Here is a 23,655-nt window from a genome sequence, read left to right as displayed (position 1 = left end):
TCAATTCCGACGCCACCCAGTCAAGTTCGTGATGATTGCCCGTTGCAGGGGCGTGATAGCCGGGCTATAGGGGCTGCAGGCACCCGTAGCTCAGCTGGATAGAGCGCTGCCCTCCGAAGGCAGAGGCCAGAGGTTCGAATCCTCTCGGGTGCACCATTTTACTTTTCAGAGAAATTTCATCTAAAAACCTAAAGATAACAGACGTTTGCGGCGTTCGAAGTCCTGTTTGTCTGTCGAAGGTCAATGGGGCCTTAAATACCAATCTGAGCACGGTTTTCTTGAGCGTTAGATCACCACTATTCCATATATTCCAAGGGTTTGACAGGAACTGCACCGCGAGTTCGAACAATTGCTCGGGTGTCCGCTTTTGTGTGGTCTTTTTCGCGACTTTCTCCGCCAAAGCCAGTTTGTGTTGTTCTAGTTTTGTGATCTTTTTCTCGTAAGCAGCGATGACGGTTGGGTTGTTTGCCTCAACGATGCGACCCAGTAGCGCGTCGAGTTGTGTGTCGGAGGCTGCGATTTCACGATTCAGCTCGGCTTTCACGGCGTTTGATTGCGCAAGACGTTGCGACCATGCGTTGGTCAACATCAGCTTCGTCATGCCAATCAGATCTTTGGATGGCTCAAGCGTCTGCATCATACCCTCAAACGCGGCGTCGAGCTTTTCTGCGCGGATGTTTTTGCGAAAAGATGCGCAGCCTTTTGTCTTGCACCAAAAGTATGGATAGTTCTTGCCTGTGCTGCTACGCGACCAACATGCCGTCAGTGGTTTGTCGCAATCGGCGCATTGCACTGCGCCTCGCAATGGAAAGTCTGCACTTACATCTGTACGGGCAGGAGCCATCTTGCGTTCTGCCTTGCGGACTTGAATACGCTCGAAGGTCTCAAGTGATATCAGCCCCGTGTGATGGCCTTTGCGACGTGTGATGCCCCAAGGCTCATGCTCGATATAACCTGCGTAAATCACGCGGTTCAGCATGTCGCTGATGAGTTGCACCACGACAGAGTTACCAGAGTTCCGTTTGGGAAAGGCGGGCTGGCTTTCAAAGTAGCGTTTCACCTCAGCCATGCTGGCAAAACGGCCAGAAGCATACCCCTCCAAGCCTTCTTGAACGATGGATGCGACTGGCTCATCGCGCACAAGTAATTTACCGTGGCCTGAAATGCGCTCATATTTATATCCCACAGGCGCTGCGAATACGTTGTAGCCATTCATCATGCGCCCTTTCATACGATTGCTGGTTTGCTCACCATTCTTCTCGCGTTGGTGTTGGGCAACAGAGGCCAGCAGGTTCTCAACGAGAATGCTGTCACTGTCTTCGCCAAACTCAATCGATGGGCTTTCGAGTTTACCGCCAGCCTTGGCAAGCGATTGCCGCAGTTCCAAATGGGCGGTGAGACCACGCGCCAAACGGCTGATGTCGTCAATGATGACAACGATCTCGTCTGACGTGCTGGCGTTCATATGCAGAAAACCAAGCATCGATTGCATGCCAACCCGCGCCGTGGCTTTCCCACTCACATCGTCGGTGAAGATGTTGATGACCTCATAGTCTTTGAATTTGGCGTACTCGCGACAACGGCTTTCCTGAGAGGCTAGACCGTCCCCTTCACGCACCTGCTTGGCACCTGAGACACGCGCATAAATGACGGCCTGTTGTGTTTGATTTGCTCCCATTTAACGACTCCCTGTCTGTCCACCTTTTGGGGCGGATTCATTATTAAAATCAGTTTTGGTATTGTTTAAGTTTACCACATCAGAGGCAGGCAATTCAGCCAAAGAAATGTCTTTTCCACAAGCTTGCTGCACGGGGTGCACGCCAAAGCCAAGATCGACGAAACTGACCATGATCGACCATAGAGCTTCAATCATCTGGCGCTTGTCATCTTCTGAAATATCTTCGTCCTCAAAGAACGGCAGATACGCGTCCCAATCAATCGTTAGGCTTGGTGGGGCTGTCTCGGGGTTAAACTCTGGGGGTGTTTTGTCGGTCATTGCCGTTTCCTTTCTACCGCTGCTCATTTGCGGGCGCGGCTTGCTTTGTTGTTCCTCCTTTCCTCACGACAATCATGAGAACGTAAGTGGAACATTATAGGATAAAAGTCCTATTTTACAAAGCAGTATTTGCCGCGCTTGTGTCTGTATGAGAGCAAGATAGACTGACATTACCCCCGCAACACGAGGTAGAGCGCGGGTATATTCGGGTATTTTGAGTGGGAATATTTTTGTGGATATTGATTGGCTGACAGCGAGCGAAGAAGAACGTAAACGGCTTTATACCGTGACACGCGACGTTGGCAAAGTCGTCAACATGAGCGTGGAGCAAGTGATGGATGCTGCCCTTGGGCGAACAGCGCCAATAGGCACAGACTACGTTGCAAATTTCCGCAAAGGCAAAATACGGCGTAGCTTTGCCAAGCTAATCTATGAATGGATTGCAGAACAACACGCCGATCTTGGTCGTAAGCATGAGGAACGCTGGTTCCTTCAATCGAATACAGATGCATGGGATCATTATGTTGAAGAACACGGCATTCGCGGACAATTACAGATCAAGCGCTTCACCAAAGACGAATTGAACCTCATCAAAAAGGTCAAAGATCGTGCTGCGCCAGATGCGACACTCAAACTGGGCGAAGAATTTTGTTTCTTTTTGAGAGCCGACGCCAATGTCCACGCAATAGGGTTTGAACGTTATAAAGCGAAATGGCACGTGATGCCGTTGGGCGTGAATGGATCGCTTACGTTCCAGCTACAGAGCGACGAACTGCATTTTCCAATTGATGCGAGCGGCGTAATTGAACGGCTAACTGAAGAAAGCGATTTGGATTTGCACCGCTTTGCCTTCGTCATCGCGCAAAGTGCAAATGACTTACCTCGCAAGTCCGACATCAAGGACATTGGCCAAGATGCAGAGCTGCATTATATCGACGTGTTGTTCTCTGCCTGAAATTTATACACCAATGGCAAAATCTGTTCGTTGGCATCTTTTAATTCCGCCCATTCCTTTGCGCCAACGGTTTGCAACTGATCCCAATGACCAAGCTTGGCGTGGGTAATATCGGCAAAGAAAACTTCAGGATCACCAAGATCATCAACAAAGCTTGTGGCGTCAGCAGACTTGGCCATCTCAACCGTGTCAAAATAGGCAGGCAAAATGACTTCCTTTGCAAACGCCTGAATACGCTCTGCATCTGGTAAATCATCAGCGTTCAACGATGCACCAATCGACCACACATCATTCACATGCCCAAGCAACTGAAATATCCGCGTCGCCGCCTTGGGATGTGTCTCACTTGGATTTGGGTTGTCTGCATCAGCCTTCTCAATCAAGACCATCACAGCGGCGATGCTAGCGACGGTGATGCGCAGCTCAGACCAATCAATCTCATCTATAGTGCCTAGCATCTCTTCCAAGGCCTCATGATCAGCCTGCAACTCCAGGCAGCGCTCCACCTTACCCCAAAGCGCGCGGGGCAGATCAGATTCATGAACCTGCGACTTGCCAGACTTCGATATCAAATTGAACGTTGGAACGCCTTTGAGGATCGCGAAATGCCCAAGCTCGATGTGGGCACGCTCGTGGAGAGTGATCCACCTCAAAGATGTTTTGATTTCGTTTCCCCGCATAGTTATCTGCCAAACGCAGGTTTCCAAGGCAAGTGAGTGCGCGTCGTAAATTCCCCCACTTGTCGCCAATACCTCAAGTTAGCTTATTTGTTGCGTCTTGGTAGAGTTGTTTTAGTTCGCCATATCCCATGTCGAGTATCGGTTCGTACATGAAAGCATTAAGGTGAATGTTCGATGGCGTGAGAAGAGAAACCCTTCGCAGAATTGCGATTTCATCGTGTTGATTGTTGAAAAGTTTACAATAATCTCGAATTAGCTTCGGTGTTTGGTTGCTAGAGGGTAGGACATACTCCGCATCTTCTGAACGTATTTTTTCGATTGTAAATTTATCAGCTTTCAGTCTAATCGCCATCGATAGTACAATTTTCTGCTCAAGATTAATGCCGTCAGGTTTTCCCAAGCACTCATCGGCAGCATCCAAAATCAAATCGATAACAGTTTCGCTGTTATCCCTGATTGGAAACGTGGTGTCTGGAAGTGTTCGTTCAAAAACACTCCGATAGTCTCCGACAGTCAAAGCTTCCACATCATCTTTGAAATGCAGCATATTAGTTAAAGATTGGTAGTCCTCATTATGGCTTCCGTCGCCATTTTTTTTACCCTTAGTATACTCGATGACATTTCGTAGGAACGGAATGTAGGCGACAAGGATAATAATTTCGCCCAACCTTGTTTTCCACTTATTGAATGGATTTCCGATGTCGGATCTTTTGAATACCTCTAACTCGACTTTGTTTTCGTTTCTAAATGCCATACGGCACTGACTAGTTTTACAAATTCCTCGACTTTCAATAACACGAAGAAAGTCAAAGTTATGCGTCAGAACTATAACGAGAAAGCTAACATCCTCGGCGCTAATAATGAATTCAAGATAGTCGATAATCGCAAACTTATTCTTGTAATCGAATGAATCTGCAATGTCGTCGAAAACAAACAGTGTCTTTGTGCGAAACTTCCATCTGGTGTGCACCTCAAACATTATGTTCAAAATGTACAAAGCTCTAGCTTCACCTGTGCTTAGCACACGGATTAGCTCACTTCTTTCTGTTGATTTATAGACTCTCTCTTCGCCATTATCTTCGAATACAAAATTTATTGATGGTGCTAGGTCCTTCAAAATCACATCGGATTTGTTTGCGACCTTAAGCTTAAATGGGAGGTGGAGGAAACGCTGATTGAATTGGGTAATCACCGCATCCCAATCATTCACGTCAGCTTCTGCGCTTCGAATGATGTCCGTCAGCTCAAGTTGGCCAACTTTGTATTCTGAGATAAGTTCGTCAAATTCCTTTTTCGCCGCAAGAAAATATTGAAGCCACAGCTTTCGCTTGAATTGGCTTAGGTCTTTTAGCTCAATAAGCAAATGACGGTTCTGAGTTATGTAGTCTCGAAATTCTTGCAGTTCTTTATTTTTGAATTTTTTATTAAAATTATCAAATCGTTTATTCAGCTCTTCATCACCCAAAATTCGAAGTTTTTCCGACGTAATCTTCTCATTTAGTTCATCGTCAGTGCCATACTCAATTTTTTCGTCGGTTCCTTTGTCAGTCAAATTGATGCTGTGACCAGCATCAAAAAAATTGTTGGTTTTAAGTTGTTGTTGTACCTGACTAATGTTGTGATACTGAAATTCTTGACGAAGAATTGGCGATTGCTCGGTCAAGCTATCATATTTTTCTGCGAACTCTTCGACAGACGTCTCAACGCCTTGTTCTTGAAGAAGGTTGACGACCTTTGGATCAAAAATTACTTTGTAGATCGCATCCGAAAAACCAGATTTATATAGGCTATTCAACTCACCTTCGACACTTAAAAGTGCCTCATAGTAATTTTTGGAAAACAAGCCTTCAATTATTGGATCAATGTTTTCTCGCACACCAAATCCAGAAAGTTTTCGCAATTTTTTGTCGAGGTTTTTCTTTGCATCGCCAATTTTCTTGTGGACCGCTTCGTACTTAGCTTTCAATTCAGAATTCGCAAGTAACGTCGAGACTTCGCCAGACGAGTAAGTCTCATCGTAAGATCGAACGACAAGCACCTCCTCACCTTTTAGAGCATCTCCATTCAGAGTAATAATGCATTTGCTATCCCTATCGGGGAATGCCAAATCTTTTGGTTCATTGCCGTTTTGGACATCAAGAAGTGTTTTGGTCAACGACGTTTTCATCACGCCATTAGGCGCGTAAATTGCATATCCCTTATGAGTAAATTCAAGCTCTTCTGAAAACTGAGGGATCCCATAACAATACTCGAGATCGAAAGAAAGTTTGTCTGCCATTGGTTACCCTTTCAAACACGCGACAATTAAGTCGGCCATAGTATCCCATACAGATTCAAGGTGTTTTGCGGATGGGGAAAAATTTGGGGAATGCACGTATCTGTTTAGTGTGTCAGCGGACACAAGCTGGTCTAATTGGCTAAATTTCTTTGTTGCGGACCGTTGCTTTTGATCGATTTTGCCTTGGCTAAATAATGCATCGCCGATCTTTTCGATCTTTCTTGCGAGCTTATCGTTGTCATTTACGGATACTGAGTTTTCGCTGATATAGTTTTCGACAGAAAGCTCCAAAAGCACACGAAAAAGCACTGAGACAGCATTCGTGTGTTTCTCAGTATTTAAGTGGAACTGTAGCTCTTCCCAAATATTTTGGATTCGATGTTGTTTTCCCGTCCACAATATCCCGAAGTCCTTCTGCGGTATGAGTGTCGTTCGCTTGGAAGGTTGAGGTTTTGGCGTAGGTTTCGGTTTCTTTTGTTTCGGTTTTGGGTTCGAGCCGTTACCTGCGTCAGAAAGAAGGTCATCGCCTGACGGAAGAACCTTCTGCCTATCGAGTTTTTCTACGTAGCGAAGTTTGCTTTCGTTATCCCAAATGTCCCCTAAAACAACCTTTCCACTGGAAAAATCTTCTGCCAACCGTGAGAGCGTCTTTAAGGCTACTTCAGGTTCATGTGTGAACTTGAACTCTTTGTTTTGACCTGAGAAACCGAAACGGTTTCTAATCGCTTCGGAGGACAGCAGCCTATTTAAGTTTGATCTAGGGATTTTGGTAGCGGGCAGCATTCCCGCAGCGCCCAATCGTTGCTCAATTTCATCCGCAATATTGAAACCAGTCTTTTTTCCTGATCTTGCTACAAAGTTGTCTTTCATTCGGTCATCCCATGTGGACTGACCTACACCATTTTGCGTGCCCGTATGACGACGGAACAGAATTTCATCTATATCGTCTCGATCATTTTCAACTTGACACAACACTTCAGTCGGAAAAATCCCGTCCCACTCTTCCTTTAGATTTCTAAAAAAATCCTGAAGTTGCGTAGTGGGTGCCTTTGATGGGTTGTTTAGCAACTTTAGGCAAGTAGTTCGCCTATTCCCATCAAAGATAAGATAATTTCCATTTTCTGCTGAAACCAAGGGAGGCTCATATACTTTGCCCGTAGCAACAATATCTCGCGCGAGATTCTTCATGTGAACTTCGCGGGTGTTAAACAACCAAGCAATCGCGGAGGCTTCGTTTTCGAGTTCTCCATGTCTGTCGTTGGCGCGATTAATTTCCAATTGATCTAGTGAAATGTTTTGAAGCTTCATAATATACTCGGTTGTTTTAAAGTCTATATTTTCGTGTAATAGTTGCGACATGTCAAACAAGATTGATCATTCATCACCAAGAAATTCATCTCAAAAAGCACCGCGTCGTCGCACAGCATATCTTAAAGAGATCGTTCTGCCATCTGACGAGCATCGCTTCGTTGGACGGATATATGACCTAAGCATAGTCGCATATAGTTTCGAAACATACGAAGAGATGGCCCAGTACCCCGATTGTCTGTACGCACTGAACGTTAACAATGTCCTGTCTGCTTTGACTAGAAGAATGGAATCTCTGAACCATGTCGCCGATACGCTATGGTTGGAAGATCGGTTTGTTGTTGAGCCAAACCTCCCAGTAACTAGGTATGAGTGGCTGAACATATGCGCAGATACTTTTTTGATGCGGTATGTGTCGCTGTTTGACTGCGCACTATTACTCGTCAACGAGGTTTTTGAAGCTAACATTCGGCCTCAAATTTGTTCGATAAAAAACCTGAAAAAGATAGGTGTATCTGAAGCTGTTGTAGCGGTTCTCAAGGAAATGGACAGCGCGATTTCTGAATTGAGAAACGAAAGAAATGAACGTTTTCACCGAGGTTGGGAGCGAGAATACACTACCGATGATCTCTCATTCAAATCTTCGACCGCTCATGAACATCGAGGAATGCTCATGACAGGACACGATCAGTTTGGCCGTCCTATTGACCAAGAAAAATTCTTTCGCGAGGGGCTTGTGAACCTACAACGTGATTTCAAAAAGTTCAGCCTCTTGTTCGTAAAAAAGCTAAACATGCTCTATTATGTTCTTGAGGACGAGTTCGAAGTGCGTTTTTCTCCAAAATTCAATGATGAAGCAACTGGCTTTGGAATTAAACAGAAGTTAGGTCGTTGAAAGTGCGAAAGCTGTTCTCAAGCTCGTCACGACCTCTAATCCAATGGTAATCTGGAACGGTTAAGGGCGCGCGCGAGCTGTGTGTCAGATGATACCATGCGCTGCGATCCTTTCAGGCCATCTTCCATCATAAGTGATGATGCAAGATGTGTGTGGTAGTACCACACGTCTTGACAAGGGGGCTGCTGCGCTCCCCCGTTGTATCCCCCAAAGCTAATGATCATAGGCGGCGTTGAGCCTTTCTATGACCATGCAAACATATCTGTGTTTGATCCCTCGTCGGGGAAATTTCATCTCTCCCCAACACCCCATATTCCAACCCTGCGCGGATTGTATGCCGTCAGCTTGTCAAAGCTGAACCTGATCAATGGGCGATGCTCAGCCCCTTGAAACCCTCGTCAATCCTGTGGTGATTGATCGCCAATTAGGGGAGACTGTCTTCTCCCCCAATACCCCCATGACAACTAGGGCGGCTGCCCCCACGCGGATCAAAGGGTGGGTCCTCGCCATGCTCGGTTCGCTGCGCTGCACCTGCGCGTGGCTCTGGTCCTGCCTGCGGCACTTTTGATCCTTGCACCCCCGCTCCTCGGCGGAAGCCAGACGGTTGCATGCGCAACCCGTCAGATCAAAAAAGAGGACAAAACCGATGACAACATTACACGCACAACCGTACGACATTTCAGCCAATGGATTTTATTTTGAAGATTTAGAAGGCTACAAAACCAAGGCCGCTACAAACAAAAACGACTACGGCGACCCCGTCGAAGAATACGAAATCCAGTTCATTGATGGTGACCATATCGACTGTGATCTGGCCAAGGCTTGGGGGATCAACCAAGCTAATATCGGGCATTATTTCGAAGCCTGTGAAAGCTGGGACGATCACGACAAAACCATGTTTATCATCGCCGTTGGCGAGGTCGGATACAGCTTTGATCCCGACAGCGTTTCACCATCAGATTTTGATGTTGATATCTATCACGCCGATAGCATGAAAGAACTCGCCGAGCAGTTTGTTGAAGAAGGCCTGTTCGGCAACATTCCCGAACATCTGGCCAACTACATCGACATGGGCGCAATCGCTTATGATCTGGCGATGGATTACACCGAAACCGAAGTTGCAGGGGAACGGCTGATTTATCGGGCCGCGTAATATTATTGGCCGTCAAAGCGGTTGTGCTCATCGCAACGCTGGACGCTGCCAAGCCATGTAATGTCACTGCGCAAAATGTAACGTGTCCCGTCAAGGGCAGGAACAACAACCCGCGAATAGTCAGTGACGGTTTCGCCGTCTGCGTAAAGTTCAACGACCTTTAGACACATGCCCCGAGATAGCCTTTCCGAAGTGCGCCCATTGGAATCTTTGGGCCACCATTCGACGGATGCAGATGATGTCGCGACATAATGCGTTGGCACAAGGAAAGTGTCCCGCATTGAAGTCATGGCAGGCACCATTGATCTTCCTGCACTGTCCAAATCCTCGGCAAAGGCAATCGCCAGATTGGCAATGAGTGTAATGACTGCCCCCGCGATCAGCGCTTTGTTCCCCTCAAAGCCCAGCGTTGGCAATGCCAAAGTCATCGAAACCAATGCCGCAGGTAGGATCAAAAAGATCAGAATTAGAAAATCACCATGAACCAAAATCCACCCGCAGAAACAGGCCATCAACACTTGCGCGGTGATGGTAAAGGCCGTGCGGTTGATTGTTGAACGAGCGCCCTGACGAGAGGGCGTTTGTGAAGTTGCCGAAGGCCATGGAGTTTTGGACATGTGACACTCAATTTTGCGCGAGCGTCAAAAGGGTTCCCTTTTGATAGAGATGCCACATCACGCCAGCAAAGTCACCTAGCCCTTGTTTTCCACAGGAAATTTCTAAGGCTGATTACGCTGAAACCGTTCATCCATGCGGGCTTAGAAAGGGAACCCTTTTTTCAAGAGGAAAACACCATGAAAACCGCTCAAAAGAACGATTTTAAGTGCTACTATTCCAACATGGATGATGACAAATCAAAGGGCCGCAAAGTTGGATATGTCCGCGTGTCTGACAAGGACCAAAGTGAGGCTTTGCAAATTGACGCGTTGAAAGCCGCAGGTTGCAATGTGATCTATGGCGATCATGGCGTGTCTGGGAAAATCAAAAAGCGCGTCGGCCTTGATAACATGCTTAACTCCCTAAAGTCTGGTGACACGCTGGCGGTGTGGAAGTTGGATCGACTAGGACGCTCAACGATCCACCTGCTACAATTGCTCAGTGATCTGAGAGATCGCGGTGTGGATTTTCAAGCCATTACACAAGGCATCGACACAACCACCGCCGTTGGGCGAATGCTATACGGGCAGTTGGCCGTTTTTGCGGAATATGAGCGTTCATTGATATCCGAACGAACCAAGGCAGGGATGGCCGCAGCGAAGGCACGGGGCGTTCATGTGGGCAGACCTCGATTGTCAAGAACCATGGATAAAGCGTTGGATGAACTAGAGAAATTTGAAGTTCACTAAATAGGTTTCCCTTTCTTTATGCGATCTTCGATATAATCCACGCAACCCTCTGGCTCATTCCATGGCGGTACGAGCTCGCCCCGATGGAACCGCTTGCATTCGTCTGCCCAAAGAACAACTTCAATATTTTCGCTGAAATTTAATTGAGGGGCACGCACCTCGTCAGCACCTTTAATCCAAGCTACCATGTCGAAGCCTTGTTCTACGCACCAATCGTAATATCTCCAGCTATAGCGAGGTATGATTGCAATCTCTTCAACGCCGAAGCAGTTCTTGAGTTTGCGTCCGATTAATTCGCTTCCGTGGGTCAGTCTTACATTTTGATGTTTCACACCAGTAGAATACCATTTTTACTGTTTATTTGCAAATATTTATAGGTCAATATCGTTGTCGGGCGATTGTCCTTTATCGCGCCTTTCGGCCTCGTGTGAGGTCCCGTTGTGTTGATCTCGTTTCTCCATGGAAATCTGTTTTTCGAGAAATGATGAAGGCGGTTTTTTCCACTCACCATTTTCAAAATGTACTTTTACATTTTCTGGAGAGCGCTCCCCTTCGATAAGGGTCAGGCGCGAAATGCGCCCGCCCTCCAAACCATTTTCACTTGGTTCATCATCAATCCGTGTTTGGATGATGTAACCATGTTCTATTTCTTCAACCGAGATGTCATCGGCGTAGACATCGATCTCGGGTTCTTCGACTAGGTGTTCGGGATTTGAGGGTAAATCCCTTTGCACGCCGATATGCCCCGTCGGCGCATATTCAGGCTCAAAAAGAATTAGGTACTCTTTGGGCGTCAACTTTCGCCCAACACTATCTTTTTCAGCAACGACTTTTTCTTCGTCAAACACTTCTTGGTTAAACTCGGTGCTTAGAATTTTGTTTTTAGGATCATCACTCATGGTTTTGTTCCTCGTTCAAAATTTCTTCTGCAGGCGCAGGTTCAGCGACAGTTTCTTGATCATGCAAATTGACGCCGAGTTCTTTGAGGCGGTCGTTTTCAAACCAGAACTGCTTGCTGGCTAAGATTGGATGTACGTTCTCCATCAAGATGATCTGTGTGCGGTTGTTCATCCGCATCAATTCATCTGGGAACGCCAATTTTCGCTGTGACAGGGCCGCGTTGGAAGAATTTGTACTGGTATTGGAAGAGCCGCCCCCTTGCTGCCCAACGGAATTGCTAAAGGCATGTGATACGGCGGAACTGAAATTCCAAACCGTCTGCTCCCCGCACAGAGCCGAAAAATACTCTGCGGTTCGTTGATCAGATGACCCAAAGTAATTCACCATGCCAGCGTTGGCGACGAACGATTGCCAACCTTTGTCGTAGATGCGTTCCAACTGGCTCACATCTTGTACGATGGCCCAAAGTTGCATCCCAAATCCCGCCATGAGACCATAGGCCTGTTCGACCATGCTCAGACGACCGAGCGCTGCGAATTCGTCCAAGATGAACAGCACTGGCTTCACAGGTTTTGTCTGAATGTTCCTCGCATTGACTGTGATGGCTTGCTGGACGAGAAGGCGAAGCCAACGGCTAAAGGTGTTCAAACGATCCGCTGGAAGAACCAAATAGATTGTCATGGGTTTGGTTTTCAAATCCTCAAACTTGAAGCTAGAGGTCTTCATGTTTTCACGTAGATATTCACTGTCTAAAAAGTGGGTCTGCGCCTGAGCCGAGGCCAGAACATTCGAAAGAAGTTTATCTTCTTTTTGCAAACAGCGGTTACCCGTGCTGGCAATCATGTGATGATCGGATTCCGCCATCTTGGTGAAGACCTTAGTCAGCTCATCTTTACCAGAGACCAAGATTTCCCTGACACGCCCGAGGTGCCTATAGCCATCTTCGGCGGCATCGGATGCCACGTGTAATAACAGGCCTTGCAGAAGTGCCTTTGCTTCTTCGTTCCAAAAGCTGTCATTGTGGTTTTCAGCCATCACGAGGGCATCGGCCAAAATCATTGAATTTTCAGTGATCTCGTTATCCATTGGGTCAAGCCAATCTAGAGGATTCAGCGTTGAAGTCTCAATACCCTCTGCTTCAACAATTCCCCATGGATCAACTATGTGGACTTCAAATCCTGCATCCTTCCTAGCTTTGGCTGTGATCATCGCGTTTTCCCCTTTGGGGTCGATGACAACGACAGAACCACGATAGGAAAGAAGGTTTGGAATGATCTGACTGGTTCCCTTGCCAGACCGAGTCGGCGCAACGGTCATTAAGTGCCGATCACCGTTGTATTCAATTGGAGTAAGTTCTCCATCTTTCAGGCATTCACCGATATAGAGGCCTTCGTTTTCGAAAAAGCCCGCTTCCTCAATGTCCTGCTCAGTCGCCCAACGGCTGGACCCAAAAGTATCGGGCATGTCCATCATCGAAGAAATCGACGACCGCAACCAAAAGAAAATGCCGACAAAAAATCCACATACAGCGAACGTGAACGCCGCAATCCACCCCAGATACCCACTGTTGAGGATGGCAACGAGACCAAGCAAACCAGCTAGGATCAACAGGCCGATGCGTCGAAACGCACGACCTTGAGGCGACATGATCCAACCCAGCCCAAAGCCAATGCCAACCACGATGGCCACCAAAACCACTTTGATCATAGTAAGTGCTAGGGCTTGTTGCCGCACACGACCACTATTCCCGAAATAGCTTTGTGCCGACGCCTGATCAGCTATGAGAAAAAGCGCAAACGTCAGTGCGACGCATGCGAAGAATACTTGATATTGACGAGACATAAGTTCCCCCGAAATGCCTAAATTGAAAGATCAGGCCCGCGATTGCGGGACCGTACGAATTGATGTGATTGTGACTGATTGACCTTGAGCGCCTGCTTGACTTTCTGGGCTATCACTTCACGGTCTTTCATGTGTTTCCGACGGAGCTTCTGGAACTCTCGTTGCAAGGCACGGCGTTCTTTCATTTGCTCTAAGACCATAAAGTCACGCTGTTTTTGATCGCGCTTGCTGCAAGCCAATGCCTCTTTGGCATTGCTATTTTGAATACCTCTGTGGGTTCCTGTCAGGCGATCAAACAAACCACGTAAACCTTTATTGAGGCGGTCTGAGCGCACCTTGGTTTCCTCAGTCCAGCGGTTTGATTGGCCGTCATTCAACTTATTGCGCTCGCTGCGGTGGGCATTGTTCATGTCGGACAACTGATCTCGCAGCGGATCAAGATCACCGTTTTGGCGGTCTTTGATCTGACCGATATAGTCGCGCATTTGATGCGACACCTTGGATCGAATGTTGGATTGGGTGACATCAACCGACGGTAGGTTTTCCGGCGAGCCAAGTTTGGCATTCACATCTTTGGCTTTGAGGCCCGCCCATTTAGCAATGGAATGAACATTGCCATCGACATCCAAGGCGACAAATCCACGACGATCACCACGAGCGAGGAAATAGCCGCGATCTTCAAGGGCGTTCTTGAAGCCTATCTGATTATCGCACCGCTCCCATGCCTGTTGAAACGCCTGCTTGATCTCGCGTGGGTCAAGACCTTGGCGTTTGGCTTGTTGCCACTCTTCGAGAGTAAAATTCAGAGGTGACTTATTGCCATAGGTTGCTAAGCCGTCAGGCAGCACCCAACCATGATCTAGAAACAGATCACGCGACAAATCCCGCAGCTTGTTTTCGAAATGGGGCAGATTGATCGCCTTCATTTCATCGGCATCAATGCGTGACCACACGGCATGCGCATGGCGACGACCTTCCTTTTCATGCACGACAATAGCACGGGGCTGGCCGTCCAGTCCTAGCAGTTTTTCGGCGCGATCTGCGGCATCAAGAAATTCTTCTTCGGTGGCAATATGATCTTTGGGTGGGTTTAAACTCAGAGAAAACATGAACTGTTTGCACTGAGTTGCCTTTGAAATGGCATGTGTTTCTAATAACGCTCCGTTTAAGTCGTCTGAAATAAATCCATTCAACTCTAGCAAGAACACGTGATCATTGTCACGATCATTCATAAGGTGATCCGCGAGCGCCGTTGCACCCGCACGTTGCGAACCTTTGAGGATCATGATTTCACCCCCAAAGCCTGCATTAAAGTTGTCCGCATCCAAGCCACTTCAGCCACGGCGCATTTCAAATCCTGTTCCAATTCAGGATCGAGGATCAACGTTCCTTGGTTCAGGTGTTTGGCAATCTGATTGAGATTGTTGGCTTGCCGCGTTTGGGCAAGACGGGCGAGAACCTCAGCCAAAAGCTGTTGCTCCGCAACAGGTGGTTTGCGCCGCTTTCGATATTTGGGAGCTTCAGCGGCAAAAACCACGGACTTTATATACGAGGACAGCGGCATCGCCCCAGCCTGTGCTTCAAGCTGAGATCGTTCTGCTGGGGTCAATCTTAATGAAAACGGTGCGAGGCGGCTCATGGGCGGGGCCCTCGCAGGATCGTGGTTTTGTGATCCTTGAGAACGTCATTCCAACGCTCAAGTTCCTCAAATATCTCTTCAAAATCTGGATTTGAAACACTGTCAGAAGAGTTCGAATAACCTCCTTCTGAGCGCGCCACTTCATTCTTGTATATTGTTGATTTTAATTTGTTTATTTCCATATTGTGGATTCCCCCCCATTTCTTCCCACTGGAAGGAAGCCGAATTGGTACCAATTGTTCGGGATATGATTTGAGGCATTATTGGTATAACGGCCCAAAGCTGCCCTTCTTATCGCATTGCCAATGCTGCGGTCGCAGCCTGTAATGGCGACAGTCGCTGCAAACGTGAAGTTAAGGCGGTTCGGGTTCACAACTTGCAGGACACAGCGCCTTTTTACTGTGGCCGCACCTATCGTCGCTTTTGGTGGAATTTAGCTACTCAAAACCACTTTATGAAATGCAACCAAAGCATCCCGGCGAAGTAAATCCCGAAACCAAAGGACAAATGAGCGATCAGGCTGCGTTGCCGTGCAGTCCATGGAGATGGTGTTTTTGAGGCGGCGATGCCAAATCCAAACGCAGGCTGCATCACCAAGAAAGGTGCGCACAGGCTTAGCAATCCAATCAAAAGCGGGGCCAGTAAATTGGGAGCGAAATACCAATCTGTCCCCACGACAAACTGCATCAGCAAAACAAAGAAAACGCCAATCCCGTAGTGGAATAGCCAGCCAATTGTGCGTTCATGTCGCTGTGGGGGCGCTTGCATGATAGTGTTATGAAAAAACCGCCCCTTTGACAGCCCAATGATCCATCTTCCAACCAATGCGTAGTTAAGGCTGGGTATCTTGAACAAACTCCCTTGAAGCCATGCAAAGGCATCCATGAATGCGGTTGCCCCAATGCCAATAACAACCGCAGCAATCGTTGCATCTATAAAATTCATAGCACGTCCTCGATATCAGGGTGGCGCTTGGCGAGCATCGCAAGAAGCACGACACACAACGCCAAGGCAGAGCAAAGGGCGAATGTTCCGGCCATTGCCAAACTGACCGCCTCAGTTTCGTCTCCAGTTCCAAAGTTCACCAGCGACCAGAAGACGCCGCTGATGGCGCTGGCACCCAGAATAAAGCCAAAGTTACGGCTTAGATTGAGTATGCCTGAGGTCACCCCTCGGTCTTTGTTGGGCGCGCCTTCCATCACTGAGGTGTTCAATGCGGCTAGAAAAACCTGATAGCTGGGCGACAGAAGCATAAAGGCCGCAATGAACCCACCAACCCCAAACACATAAGGAAGCCCCGCCATTCCCGCCGTCGCCATCGTCACAGCAAGCCCTCCAACAATGACTGCGCGACCCGATCCAATTCTCTCGGTCAGGCGGCCCGCCGGTATGCCGCTAAGGGCAGAGGCGATTGGACCTACGGACATTGCCAACCCCATTTGGGCCGTCGTCAGCCCAAGCCCGCCAGTCAAAAAGAATGGCCCAACGACAAGGATGCCCATCATAACCAAAGATACGATTGCGTTCATCGCAAGGCTAAGGCGCAGACGCGGCGAACGCAGCAACTCAAGCGGTAGGATTGGCACGGTAGTCCGATGTTCAATCACCCAAAACCCCGCGACAGCGATAATTGCGACCGCCAAAAAAACGGCGGTCAAGGCACCAAAGCCGCTGGCCAAATCGGAAATAAAGACGGTGAATGAAGCGATGAACACGGCCAGTGCCCCCGCTCCGGCAACATCGATTTTGGCGCGGGTATCGGTGCGTTTGTTGTCTGTGACATAGAATAGGCATAATCCAAGGGCAATTACTGCGGCAGGGATCTGCAGCAGGTAGACCGCGCGCCAGCCAAAGCCGGCGATAATCGCTCCGCCCAAGGCCGGACCCGAGGCTGTGCCAATCGCCGACATCGTTCCCATCGCTCCCATCCAGCGTCCGATTTGATTGCTCGTTACGACATCGCGCACCTGTGCCAGAGGCATCGCCATCATTGCCGCTGCGCCTGCCCCTTGGATGAAACGGCTGGCAACAAGAATTGGTAGGGTCGGCGCATGGAACGCGAGAAACGCCCCCAAGATGAAAAGGGATAGCCCAACAATAAGAACGGTGCGTTTGCCAAATAGATCCCCCGCACGACCGACAGGTACGATGAGCGCAGTCGTAGCGAGAATATAGGCCGATACAACGAATGTCGTGTCGAGGCTGACCCCTTGGAATTCACCCGGTAACTCCGGCAGCGTGACGGCCGCCGCGCTGGTACCCAAGGAGGCGAGGATAATCGAAAAACTGGGGCCAAGCAGGTCCGTTTTTGTGTTGTTTCGTTTGTCTGTCGTTGTGCGAATGGTCACGCGTTCTTCTCCGTTGCATGAAGCGAACAATGAGTCTACAACTTCAACCCAAGTTTAAGTCAAGGGTGTCGCGCGTGGAAAAACTTCTGGATATAGGCGAGGTTGCAGAGCGCTCAGGTGTCAGCGCATCGGGCTTGCGGTATTACGAGAAAAGAAAGCTTATTGAATCGGTCGCCCGCAATGGGTTGCGCCGCCAGTATGAACCGGACGTGCTGCAAGAGCTTGCACTGATCACTTTGGCGAAATCAGCTGGTTTTGCGCTCGATGAGGTGGGGGCGGTACTTCGACGGCCAGGAGCACCTATCATCCCGCGTAATACATTGCTCGACAGGGCTGATAGCCTCGAGAGGCAAGCAGAGCGTCTTGTCAATCTGGCACGTATGTTGCGCCATGTCTCGAACTGCCCCCACGAAAACCATTTCGACTGTGCTCGTTTCCTGAAGTTATTGAAGGTTGCAACAAGGGTCACCGACCGCTGACGCCTGCGGATTCGATACTCTTAGCTTCACTTCCAGTGCCCAAAAGACAGGCTTTTGCTAAACATATATTTGTACGCGATGCAGCGAATGTCCGCTTTCCGCCCATACTCCCTGCGACTTCTGCGACGTGGCGCGCTATTCCCGCACGACCCGCCATGCTTCGCGGCGTGCGACACCTCGGATAATTTCGCTGGGTGGTAGGGCGATTAGCCAGCCGTATTTTTCAAGGGTGGCGATTGCTGATCGCACTTTTGGTGCTTGGCGCAGTGCCGTGGTGGGGCCGTTTTTCTGAATGTCGCGTGGCAAGATCTCTTCGTGCTCCCATTTGTCGATGATCCAGCGCCTTAGTTTTTCGGCACGTTTCAAGTCACCTGAAAGCGTCGCCGCTTGTGATAGGCGCAGTGCTTCACTCAGGTAGTACCCCATCAACCCAACTGCGTTGGCGACGTCTTCCAGCGTCACGCAGGGGGCGTTTAAGTCCCGGAATAGTGCCAGTACTCCGGCGATGCGCGCTGCTTGTTCCGCGGCTTTGGACGCGGTTCCTGTAATTTCTGCATAGGGCTGGCCGTACCCTTGCTTGCGTTCTGTGTCATTTGCGAAGTCGATCAAATGCGCGCGGGCATCCTCTGTAAGTGGAAGATCGCGCGTTTTGAGTTCGCGGGTTTCTGGATGCATCGGTAGGGGCGTTTGCATTATGTCACATAGGCGGGTTTCGAACGCTGTGATTCCGATAGGGTAAGGTAGGGTAGCCGAGTGGGTACGGCTACCGATTGTGCTGGTTGGCTCAGCAATCAAGAACCGTGCCAAAAACCCGGTGCCAAGTGCGGTGTCATCCGAGAGAAACGGACGTGCGACGCCGGGTTGCGCCATGAGGTGAATTGCCGAGCGCCTATCGTAAAGCGTCAGCGACCCATCACCCTGACGGGTGCGCCGGATCGGGTTGCAGAGATCGTTGAGCGCGGCCAAGGTCTTTTGGCGGTTGTCTGCGCTCATCGCGTAGCCGCCCAAGAATTGCCCGCCTTCGTCCGAGAAAATGCCAAGCGACGGCATCCCTTCGGTGTATTTTCGGGTGAGACCCTCAAACGTCGGTTCCGAGACTGTGCAGTCCGGCAATGGCGGGGCTGCGGGTTCAGCTCCCAAGGCACTTAGATCAGCTTTTGCCGCAACCCGTTTTTCGCCCTTTGATTTTTTGGCCTCGTTCAAAATGCTTTCGCGTTCTCCGCGCCATAAGGCGCGTTGGTTCTGCCAGCTTTCCGTTTCGAGCCGCAGGGCTGTGACTTGCTCTCTCGTACGTACGTAGGGCCGCCATAAGCTTGGCGTCGCAGCTTGATTTGCGTTCGCCCGAACGTGCAATCGTCAGGCAGTAGAGCGAGAGCGGGCTTGATCCGCCCAAGGCCTCGACATTGGCAAAACCTTGCACGGCCAGAGATGCTATTGCGAGCGCAGATTGCGCGGGTATCGCGACGGGTGCTTGTGTCACAGCATGGACCGCCTCAACCGCGTCGCGTAGTGGCCCTAATGCGTGGACGGGGTAGGGTACGCCTTCCGGCGTTTCTTGAACAAGTGGCTGCGGCCCTTCTGAGATAAGGGGGATGGGCTGGACTACGTTCATTTTAACCCCCGTTGCTGCACTATAACGTCATTCCAATCTCGGACGGGTGGCGGTGTCAGATGTGAGATGAGCCAGCCCAAACGGTCCGCGCGTATGCTTAGCTTGCGCGCCGCCTGCTGCCCGGCGGTGTCGCTATCGGCTGCGATGATCAGATGCCCCGGTAGACGGGGTAGGGTATCTGCCGAGGTGACCTCGGCCAAAGGCACATTCCCGAAATGCGAAAAAATGTAGGTATTTAATGTAGTAAGAAACGCCGCGCGGTCTTTTGGGTTTTTCTAAGTCGGGGAGAGTTCAACAAGCGCAGCCTCTTCAATGTCTTTTGGCGACGCTCTTTGCGCTTCTTGGCAAGCGGGTCTTCACGGCGCCGGATTAATCGTTTGTTTGCTTCGGCCTCTTCGCGCGCCGAAACAAGAGACACGATAGGTGGGCTGCCCAAACCAATTTCACGGCGCTTGCCATTCACGGTGGTACGTCGCGCCCAAAATCGAGAACCATTGGATTCAACCCGCAGATACAGGCCAGTACCCTTACCGTCGTGGTACTTGCCCGGCGTCTTGACCGACCTTACCACGGCGGCTGTCAGACTACTTGGGAGTCTTTTGTACGCCATAAACTATTTCCCCCACAATGTTGCGGACGACATAAAACAGCCTTAGGCGATATGTGAATATAAGTGCATGATAAATATTATTAAATTAAAGATATTGGAATTTGTCGAAAGCCTTAAGAAACTAAAAATGGCTGCCTATATTGCGCCACCCTCATATTGTTGGCTCATTATCAATTGTTTTCAGAAATCTTCCCATCCGACGTCTGGATCGTTTGGAACAGGAGTATTTGTTGCATTGACCGCCCGTTTTGGTGTTGGGGTGAGAGCTGGCGTGGGCGTGGGTTTGCGTCTTGATGCGAAGGCTGTGACGTTGTTCGCCGCGGGAGACTTAGGGCGCTTCCTAACAGCGTTCTCCGTGCCAATTTTAAACTTTTCGACGAGCGCAGCAAGCTGTGTTGCCTGTGTCGTTAGTGCGTGGCTGCTTGCTGTCGCTTCTTCGACCATTGCTGCGTTCTGCTGGGTGACCTGGTCCAATTGCGTGACACCTATATTGATTTCGCCCAATCCTGTTGACTGTTCTGCCGCACCTGCAGCGATATCGCTCATCAGACTTGAAATATGGCCAATATGATTTGCGATGCGGGTCAATACATCGCCGGCCTGCCCAACAAGTGTCACACCACGGTCGACCTGTTCACTGCTCCCGCTGATCAATTCTTTGATTTGACGTGCGGCTTCTGATGAACGCTGCGCGAGCGCACGTACCTCGGAGGCGACGACCGCAAACCCGCGCCCGGCGTCTCCCGCACGCGCGGCTTCAACACCTGCATTTAGTGCGAGTAAGTTGGTTTGGAACGCGATGTCATCGATGACCCCGATAATTTGTGAGATTTCCGTCGAAGAGCCTGAGATTTCAGTCATCGCCGTGACCGCGTTATGGACTACGGTTTCGCTGGCGTCGGCGTCGGCTTGCGCGTCAGCAACAATGCTTTCAACCTCCTTGGCACCACTTGCAGCGGCGCTGACACTGGCTGTGAGTTCGTCTAATGCGGCGGCGGTTTCTTCAAGTGTCGCGGCTTGATTTTCTGTACGGCGTGACAATTCGTCGGATGATTTGCTCATGTCATCTGATCGGGTTTGAATGCCTCGCGTGCCTTGCACGACGGAGCTGATAGTCGCATGGAGGGTTTCGAGTGTCCGATTATAGTCCACGCGCAGTTTATCGTAGGCCTGCGTGAACGGCGTATTGATCGCTTGGGTCAGATCACCATCCGCAAGATTTGTGAGCGCGGTGCTGAGCCGGTTGACCACCAATGTTTGTTCTTGTTGAATTTCTTTTTGTGCCTGATCTACAGCTTCGGCGGCACAAAGTTTGTCTCGCAGTGCAACAAGTGATTTACTGAGCTGACCAATTTCGTCTTCGCGGTATTGATCATCAACCGGGTCGTCATACTTGTGGTCAGCCACGGCATGCATCGATTTTTTCAGCCTATTGAGCGGAACGACGACTGATCGTGCGGTAAGCCAGCCCAGCACGGCGGCACCTGCGGCGATAACGGCGCTGACAAAGAGCATTTTATTGCGCGCCACCACCACAGGTGCCAATACTTCAGCCATATCCATTTCGGCAATGATGTCCCAATGGCCGTCAAATACATCGAGTTTTGAAACAACAGCCACAACTTGATTTTCTGCAACGCCAGGCACATTGATGTGATAGCTGCCGGTATCGCCCATGAGGTGCGCAATATTTGTAAGTGTCGACAATGCGCTAAACCCGCCCGCGAACCGCGAGTCACTCCTGGCGCGCCCATCTTGACCTACCGCGTATAGCTCGCCCGTTTCACCAAGCCCAATTGGATTATTGATAATATTGTCGATGCGGTGAGGGGGGAGTTGCGCTGCGACCACTCCAATAACCGCACCTTGCGTATCGACAACCGGCGTTGCGAGAAACAGAGCGGCCGCACCGCCGCTTGGGCTATAGGATGTGAAATCGGCAAAGTGGACATCACCGACCGCGCCATCGCGTGCAGCCCGAAAGACGTCAGCGAGACCACTATTGCGATAGGGGCCGTTTTCAAAATTTGTCGCGAAGCCGGTTTCCTTGATCACCGAGTACAGCATGTCCCCGTCGAGGTTAAAAAGTGAGATGTCATAGTAGCCATCCACATTCTTGGTTTGCCGGAAAAACGGATGAAAGCTGCCGTGCTGAAAATGATAGGGAAGCGATTCAGCTGCCTGATCAAGCACTTCCTTTTCTCCAACTGGATGTGGGTTGTCAGTAATGTAAGCCGCTTGCAATCCCGCCGAGTCGATCATCAGATTGTGAGAGGCACCAAAGGCGCTAACGGCAGCGACAACCGTTGGATCATTGCCTAAATTGGCGACATCGTCAGTGACCTTACCCAACCAGGTGTCAAGCGCGGCAATACGTTCTGCGGAAAGCAGTTCATAGGTTTCACGTTGGTTTTTTAGAATATTGCGTTGCAAATCATAGTAGCCAAGCAGGGCGACGGAAGCAGAGGCCAAGAGGCACAAAGTTGCGACAAGCATTGGTAGCTTGGTCGAGATACGGATCGCGTTCAAGAAGTTCATGCATTGCCTCGCGCAGATTCATCGGTTCACGATGTCTTTTGGACGAGGGCTATTAAAATCCGCTTAAACTGGGTCAGATTACAGAAAACTAATTGAACTTCGCATAAAAAAGCGTGCGGCCCAACAGGTCAGCACGCTTTTTAGACAGGTCAAACAGGGGAGTTAGCCGCGCCAAGTTCGGATTGGGCCGCAATCCATATGGACAAAATTTGATCCGTTGTAGCGACCAACGCCACCGGCATGACAGGCGACAGCGGCACTTGCCATTTGTCCGGGTGAACGGCTTTGCAGACGCAAATCGGCGGCTTGACCCCGCATATGCAGAGAGTTGCGTGCGACGGCGGAAGATTGGCTGCGCAGCATGTTGTTTGTTTGGGGAGACCGGTAGCCTGACAGCAGCATGTAAGGTTCGTTTGCATCCATCAGGTTTGCGGCAGCGGCCATGATATCGATCGTCCGCAGGTCCATCTGCACCGCTTCGCCCGTGCGCCAGTCGCGCATGTGGATGTTAATTTCGCGGACAGCTTCGGCGATATATTCACCCTCAATCCAGTAAATCGTGTCAATGCGTTCACCAGTCCGGCCCGAATGCATCGCAATGCGACGAATATCGCCAGCGCCACGCAGGAAACCTGCAGCGTTTGCATAGCTTGGTGCGGCTGTTACGGCTGTTGCTGCGAAAGCACCAAGCAAGCCGCGACGTGTAATCCCAGAGGAGTTTTTATTGCTCATATTGTTGCGCCTGTCCCGTCGCTCGAATTTGCCGCGTTGCGGCAGTTACACCTTGTCCCCAGATGTGCCTATTTTATGGCACATTTTGATTCGCACACCAAGGCCTGATTACACAGTTTTTATTAATTAATGTGTAAGTCGGCAGACTCTTGCGCAGAAATTGTGCAGTTTTGAAGGCCGGTGCCTACCGGTGCATCGGCATCGCAGCAACACTTCTGAAGGCGGTTTTGCGGCTCGCGGGAATATGAATGGACATGGGCAAAGTAAGGATATTCATACTCTTCATTATGTTTTGTGCCTACTATACTAAATGCGACTAAAGAATTTCGGGGGATCAGTTATGA

General features: G+C 49.7%; 21 protein-coding genes, 1 tRNA gene and 2 pseudogenes. 6 read left to right on the top strand and 18 right to left on the bottom strand.

Going from position 1 to position 23,655, the window contains the following annotated elements; genetic code table 11:
• Positions 1 to 79: 79 nt before the first annotated feature.
• A tRNA-Arg gene (locus Yoon_RS00935) sits at positions 80 to 156 on the top strand.
• A gap of 490 nt (positions 157 to 646) precedes the next feature.
• On the opposite strand, the pseudogene Yoon_RS00930 reads toward Yoon_RS00935, so the two are convergent.
• Both Yoon_RS00930 and Yoon_RS00925 read right to left on the bottom strand, forming a co-directional pair.
• Positions 647 to 1,678 (bottom strand): annotated as a pseudogene (locus Yoon_RS00930) (recombinase family protein); the annotation flags it as partial.
• Positions 1,679 to 1,996 carry a hypothetical protein gene (locus tag Yoon_RS00925; protein WP_238109329.1) on the bottom strand — a complete coding sequence of 106 codons (318 nt, stop codon included), beginning with the start codon at positions 1,994 to 1,996 and terminating at the stop codon, positions 1,679 to 1,681. It abuts the pseudogene before it with no gap.
• A gap of 232 nt (positions 1,997 to 2,228) precedes the next feature.
• Here Yoon_RS00925 and Yoon_RS00920 point away from each other — a divergent pair, with 232 nt between their 5' ends.
• Positions 2,229 to 2,951 (top strand): hypothetical protein, encoded by a 723-nt coding sequence (locus Yoon_RS00920; RefSeq protein ID WP_238109327.1) that lies wholly within the window; start codon positions 2,229 to 2,231, stop codon positions 2,949 to 2,951.
• Here the strand turns inward: Yoon_RS00920 and Yoon_RS00915 are convergent.
• Genes Yoon_RS00915 through Yoon_RS00905 form a run of 3 tightly spaced genes read right to left on the bottom strand, consistent with a single transcriptional unit; the run spans position 2,924 to position 7,217 of the window.
• The gene (locus Yoon_RS00915; RefSeq protein ID WP_238109325.1) at positions 2,924 to 3,658 is read right to left on the bottom strand and encodes a hypothetical protein; all 735 of its coding nucleotides are present in this window, start codon (positions 3,656 to 3,658) and stop codon (positions 2,924 to 2,926) included. The genes Yoon_RS00920 and Yoon_RS00915 overlap by 28 nt on opposite strands.
• 46 nt (positions 3,659 to 3,704) lie before the next feature.
• Positions 3,705 to 5,909, bottom strand: coding sequence for a hypothetical protein (locus Yoon_RS00910; protein WP_238109324.1), 2,205 nt, complete (start codon positions 5,907 to 5,909; stop codon positions 3,705 to 3,707).
• 3 nt (positions 5,910 to 5,912) lie between these two features.
• Entirely contained in the window at positions 5,913 to 7,217 is a 1,305-nt protein-coding gene (locus tag Yoon_RS00905; RefSeq protein ID WP_238109323.1) for a hypothetical protein, read from the bottom strand.
• A 49-nt stretch (positions 7,218 to 7,266) separates the two neighbouring features.
• Here Yoon_RS00905 and Yoon_RS00900 point away from each other — a divergent pair, with 49 nt between their 5' ends.
• Entirely contained in the window at positions 7,267 to 8,112 is an 846-nt protein-coding gene (locus tag Yoon_RS00900; RefSeq protein WP_238109322.1) for a Cthe_2314 family HEPN domain-containing protein, read from the top strand.
• Positions 8,113 to 8,758: 646 nt separating this feature from the next.
• Positions 8,759 to 9,265, top strand: coding sequence for an antirestriction protein ArdA (locus tag Yoon_RS00895; RefSeq protein WP_238109321.1), 507 nt, complete (start codon positions 8,759 to 8,761; stop codon positions 9,263 to 9,265).
• A 2-nt stretch (positions 9,266 to 9,267) separates the two neighbouring features.
• Here Yoon_RS00895 and Yoon_RS00890 read toward each other — a convergent pair whose 3' ends face one another.
• Positions 9,268 to 9,882: a hypothetical protein gene (locus Yoon_RS00890; RefSeq protein WP_238109320.1), complete on the bottom strand. Its 615-nt coding sequence runs from the start codon at positions 9,880 to 9,882 to the stop codon at positions 9,268 to 9,270.
• On the opposite strand from Yoon_RS00890, the gene Yoon_RS00885 reads away from it, so the two are divergent.
• Positions 9,883 to 10,611, top strand: coding sequence for a recombinase family protein (locus Yoon_RS00885; protein ID WP_238109319.1), 729 nt, complete (start codon positions 9,883 to 9,885; stop codon positions 10,609 to 10,611). It begins immediately after the preceding gene.
• On the opposite strand, the gene Yoon_RS00880 is transcribed toward Yoon_RS00885, so the two are convergent.
• The 7 genes from Yoon_RS00880 to Yoon_RS00850 all read right to left on the bottom strand — a co-directional run bounded on the left by Yoon_RS00880 (position 10,608) and on the right by Yoon_RS00850 (position 17,340).
• Positions 10,608 to 10,943 carry a hypothetical protein gene (locus Yoon_RS00880; RefSeq protein ID WP_238109312.1) on the bottom strand — a complete coding sequence of 112 codons (336 nt, stop codon included), beginning with the start codon at positions 10,941 to 10,943 and terminating at the stop codon, positions 10,608 to 10,610. The genes Yoon_RS00885 and Yoon_RS00880 overlap by 4 nt on opposite strands.
• A 39-nt stretch (positions 10,944 to 10,982) precedes the next feature.
• Entirely contained in the window at positions 10,983 to 11,510 is a 528-nt protein-coding gene (locus Yoon_RS00875) for a hypothetical protein (RefSeq protein ID WP_238109310.1), read from the bottom strand.
• On the bottom strand, positions 11,503 to 13,119 hold the full coding sequence (locus Yoon_RS00870) for a type IV secretory system conjugative DNA transfer family protein (RefSeq protein WP_238109308.1): 1,617 nt from the start codon (positions 13,117 to 13,119) through the stop codon (positions 11,503 to 11,505). Before Yoon_RS00870 ends, Yoon_RS00875 begins: the two co-directional genes overlap by 8 nt.
• Before the next feature lie 251 nt (positions 13,120 to 13,370).
• Entirely contained in the window at positions 13,371 to 14,639 is a 1,269-nt protein-coding gene (locus Yoon_RS00865; RefSeq protein WP_238109306.1) for a relaxase/mobilization nuclease domain-containing protein, read from the bottom strand.
• A complete protein-coding gene (locus Yoon_RS00860) occupies positions 14,636 to 14,992 on the bottom strand; it encodes a hypothetical protein (protein WP_238109304.1) in 357 nt (118 codons plus the stop codon). The genes Yoon_RS00865 and Yoon_RS00860 overlap by 4 nt, the downstream gene beginning before the upstream one ends.
• 441 nt (positions 14,993 to 15,433) lie before the next feature.
• Positions 15,434 to 15,937, bottom strand: a complete 504-nt coding sequence (locus Yoon_RS00855; RefSeq protein WP_238109302.1) for a DUF2938 domain-containing protein — start codon at positions 15,935 to 15,937, stop codon at positions 15,434 to 15,436.
• Positions 15,934 to 17,340 carry an MFS transporter gene (locus Yoon_RS00850; protein WP_238109300.1) on the bottom strand — a complete coding sequence of 469 codons (1,407 nt, stop codon included), beginning with the start codon at positions 17,338 to 17,340 and terminating at the stop codon, positions 15,934 to 15,936. The genes Yoon_RS00855 and Yoon_RS00850 overlap by 4 nt, the downstream gene beginning before the upstream one ends.
• 74 nt (positions 17,341 to 17,414) lie before the next feature.
• Here Yoon_RS00850 and Yoon_RS00845 point away from each other — a divergent pair, with 74 nt between their 5' ends.
• On the top strand, positions 17,415 to 17,819 hold the full coding sequence (locus tag Yoon_RS00845; RefSeq protein ID WP_238109298.1) for a helix-turn-helix domain-containing protein: 405 nt from the start codon (positions 17,415 to 17,417) through the stop codon (positions 17,817 to 17,819).
• 135 nt (positions 17,820 to 17,954) lie between these two features.
• On the opposite strand, the pseudogene Yoon_RS00840 reads toward Yoon_RS00845, so the two are convergent.
• The 5 genes and pseudogenes from Yoon_RS00840 to Yoon_RS00820 all read right to left on the bottom strand — a co-directional run bounded on the left by Yoon_RS00840 (position 17,955) and on the right by Yoon_RS00820 (position 23,311).
• Positions 17,955 to 19,431 (bottom strand): annotated as a pseudogene (locus tag Yoon_RS00840) (YfjI family protein).
• The gene (locus tag Yoon_RS00835; protein WP_238109296.1) at positions 19,428 to 19,631 is read right to left on the bottom strand and encodes a toprim domain-containing protein; all 204 of its coding nucleotides are present in this window, start codon (positions 19,629 to 19,631) and stop codon (positions 19,428 to 19,430) included. Before Yoon_RS00835 ends, Yoon_RS00840 begins: the two are co-directional and overlap by 4 nt.
• 35 nt (positions 19,632 to 19,666) lie before the next feature.
• Positions 19,667 to 20,041, bottom strand: a complete 375-nt coding sequence (locus Yoon_RS00830; RefSeq protein WP_238109295.1) for an Arm DNA-binding domain-containing protein — start codon at positions 20,039 to 20,041, stop codon at positions 19,667 to 19,669.
• Between the two features lie 180 nt (positions 20,042 to 20,221).
• Positions 20,222 to 22,579 (bottom strand): methyl-accepting chemotaxis protein, encoded by a 2,358-nt coding sequence (locus Yoon_RS00825; protein ID WP_238109294.1) that lies wholly within the window; start codon positions 22,577 to 22,579, stop codon positions 20,222 to 20,224.
• 162 nt (positions 22,580 to 22,741) lie between these two features.
• Positions 22,742 to 23,311: a DUF882 domain-containing protein gene (locus Yoon_RS00820; protein WP_113776289.1), complete on the bottom strand. Its 570-nt coding sequence runs from the start codon at positions 23,309 to 23,311 to the stop codon at positions 22,742 to 22,744.
• Positions 23,312 to 23,655 lie beyond the last annotated feature (344 nt).

The sequence above is a fragment of the Yoonia sp. I 8.24 genome (genome assembly GCF_022096995.1).
Lineage (GTDB): Bacteria > Pseudomonadota > Alphaproteobacteria > Rhodobacterales > Rhodobacteraceae > Yoonia.
The sequence above is the reverse complement of the archived record's forward strand: the minus strand, read 5'-3'. Positions and strand labels throughout refer to the sequence as shown.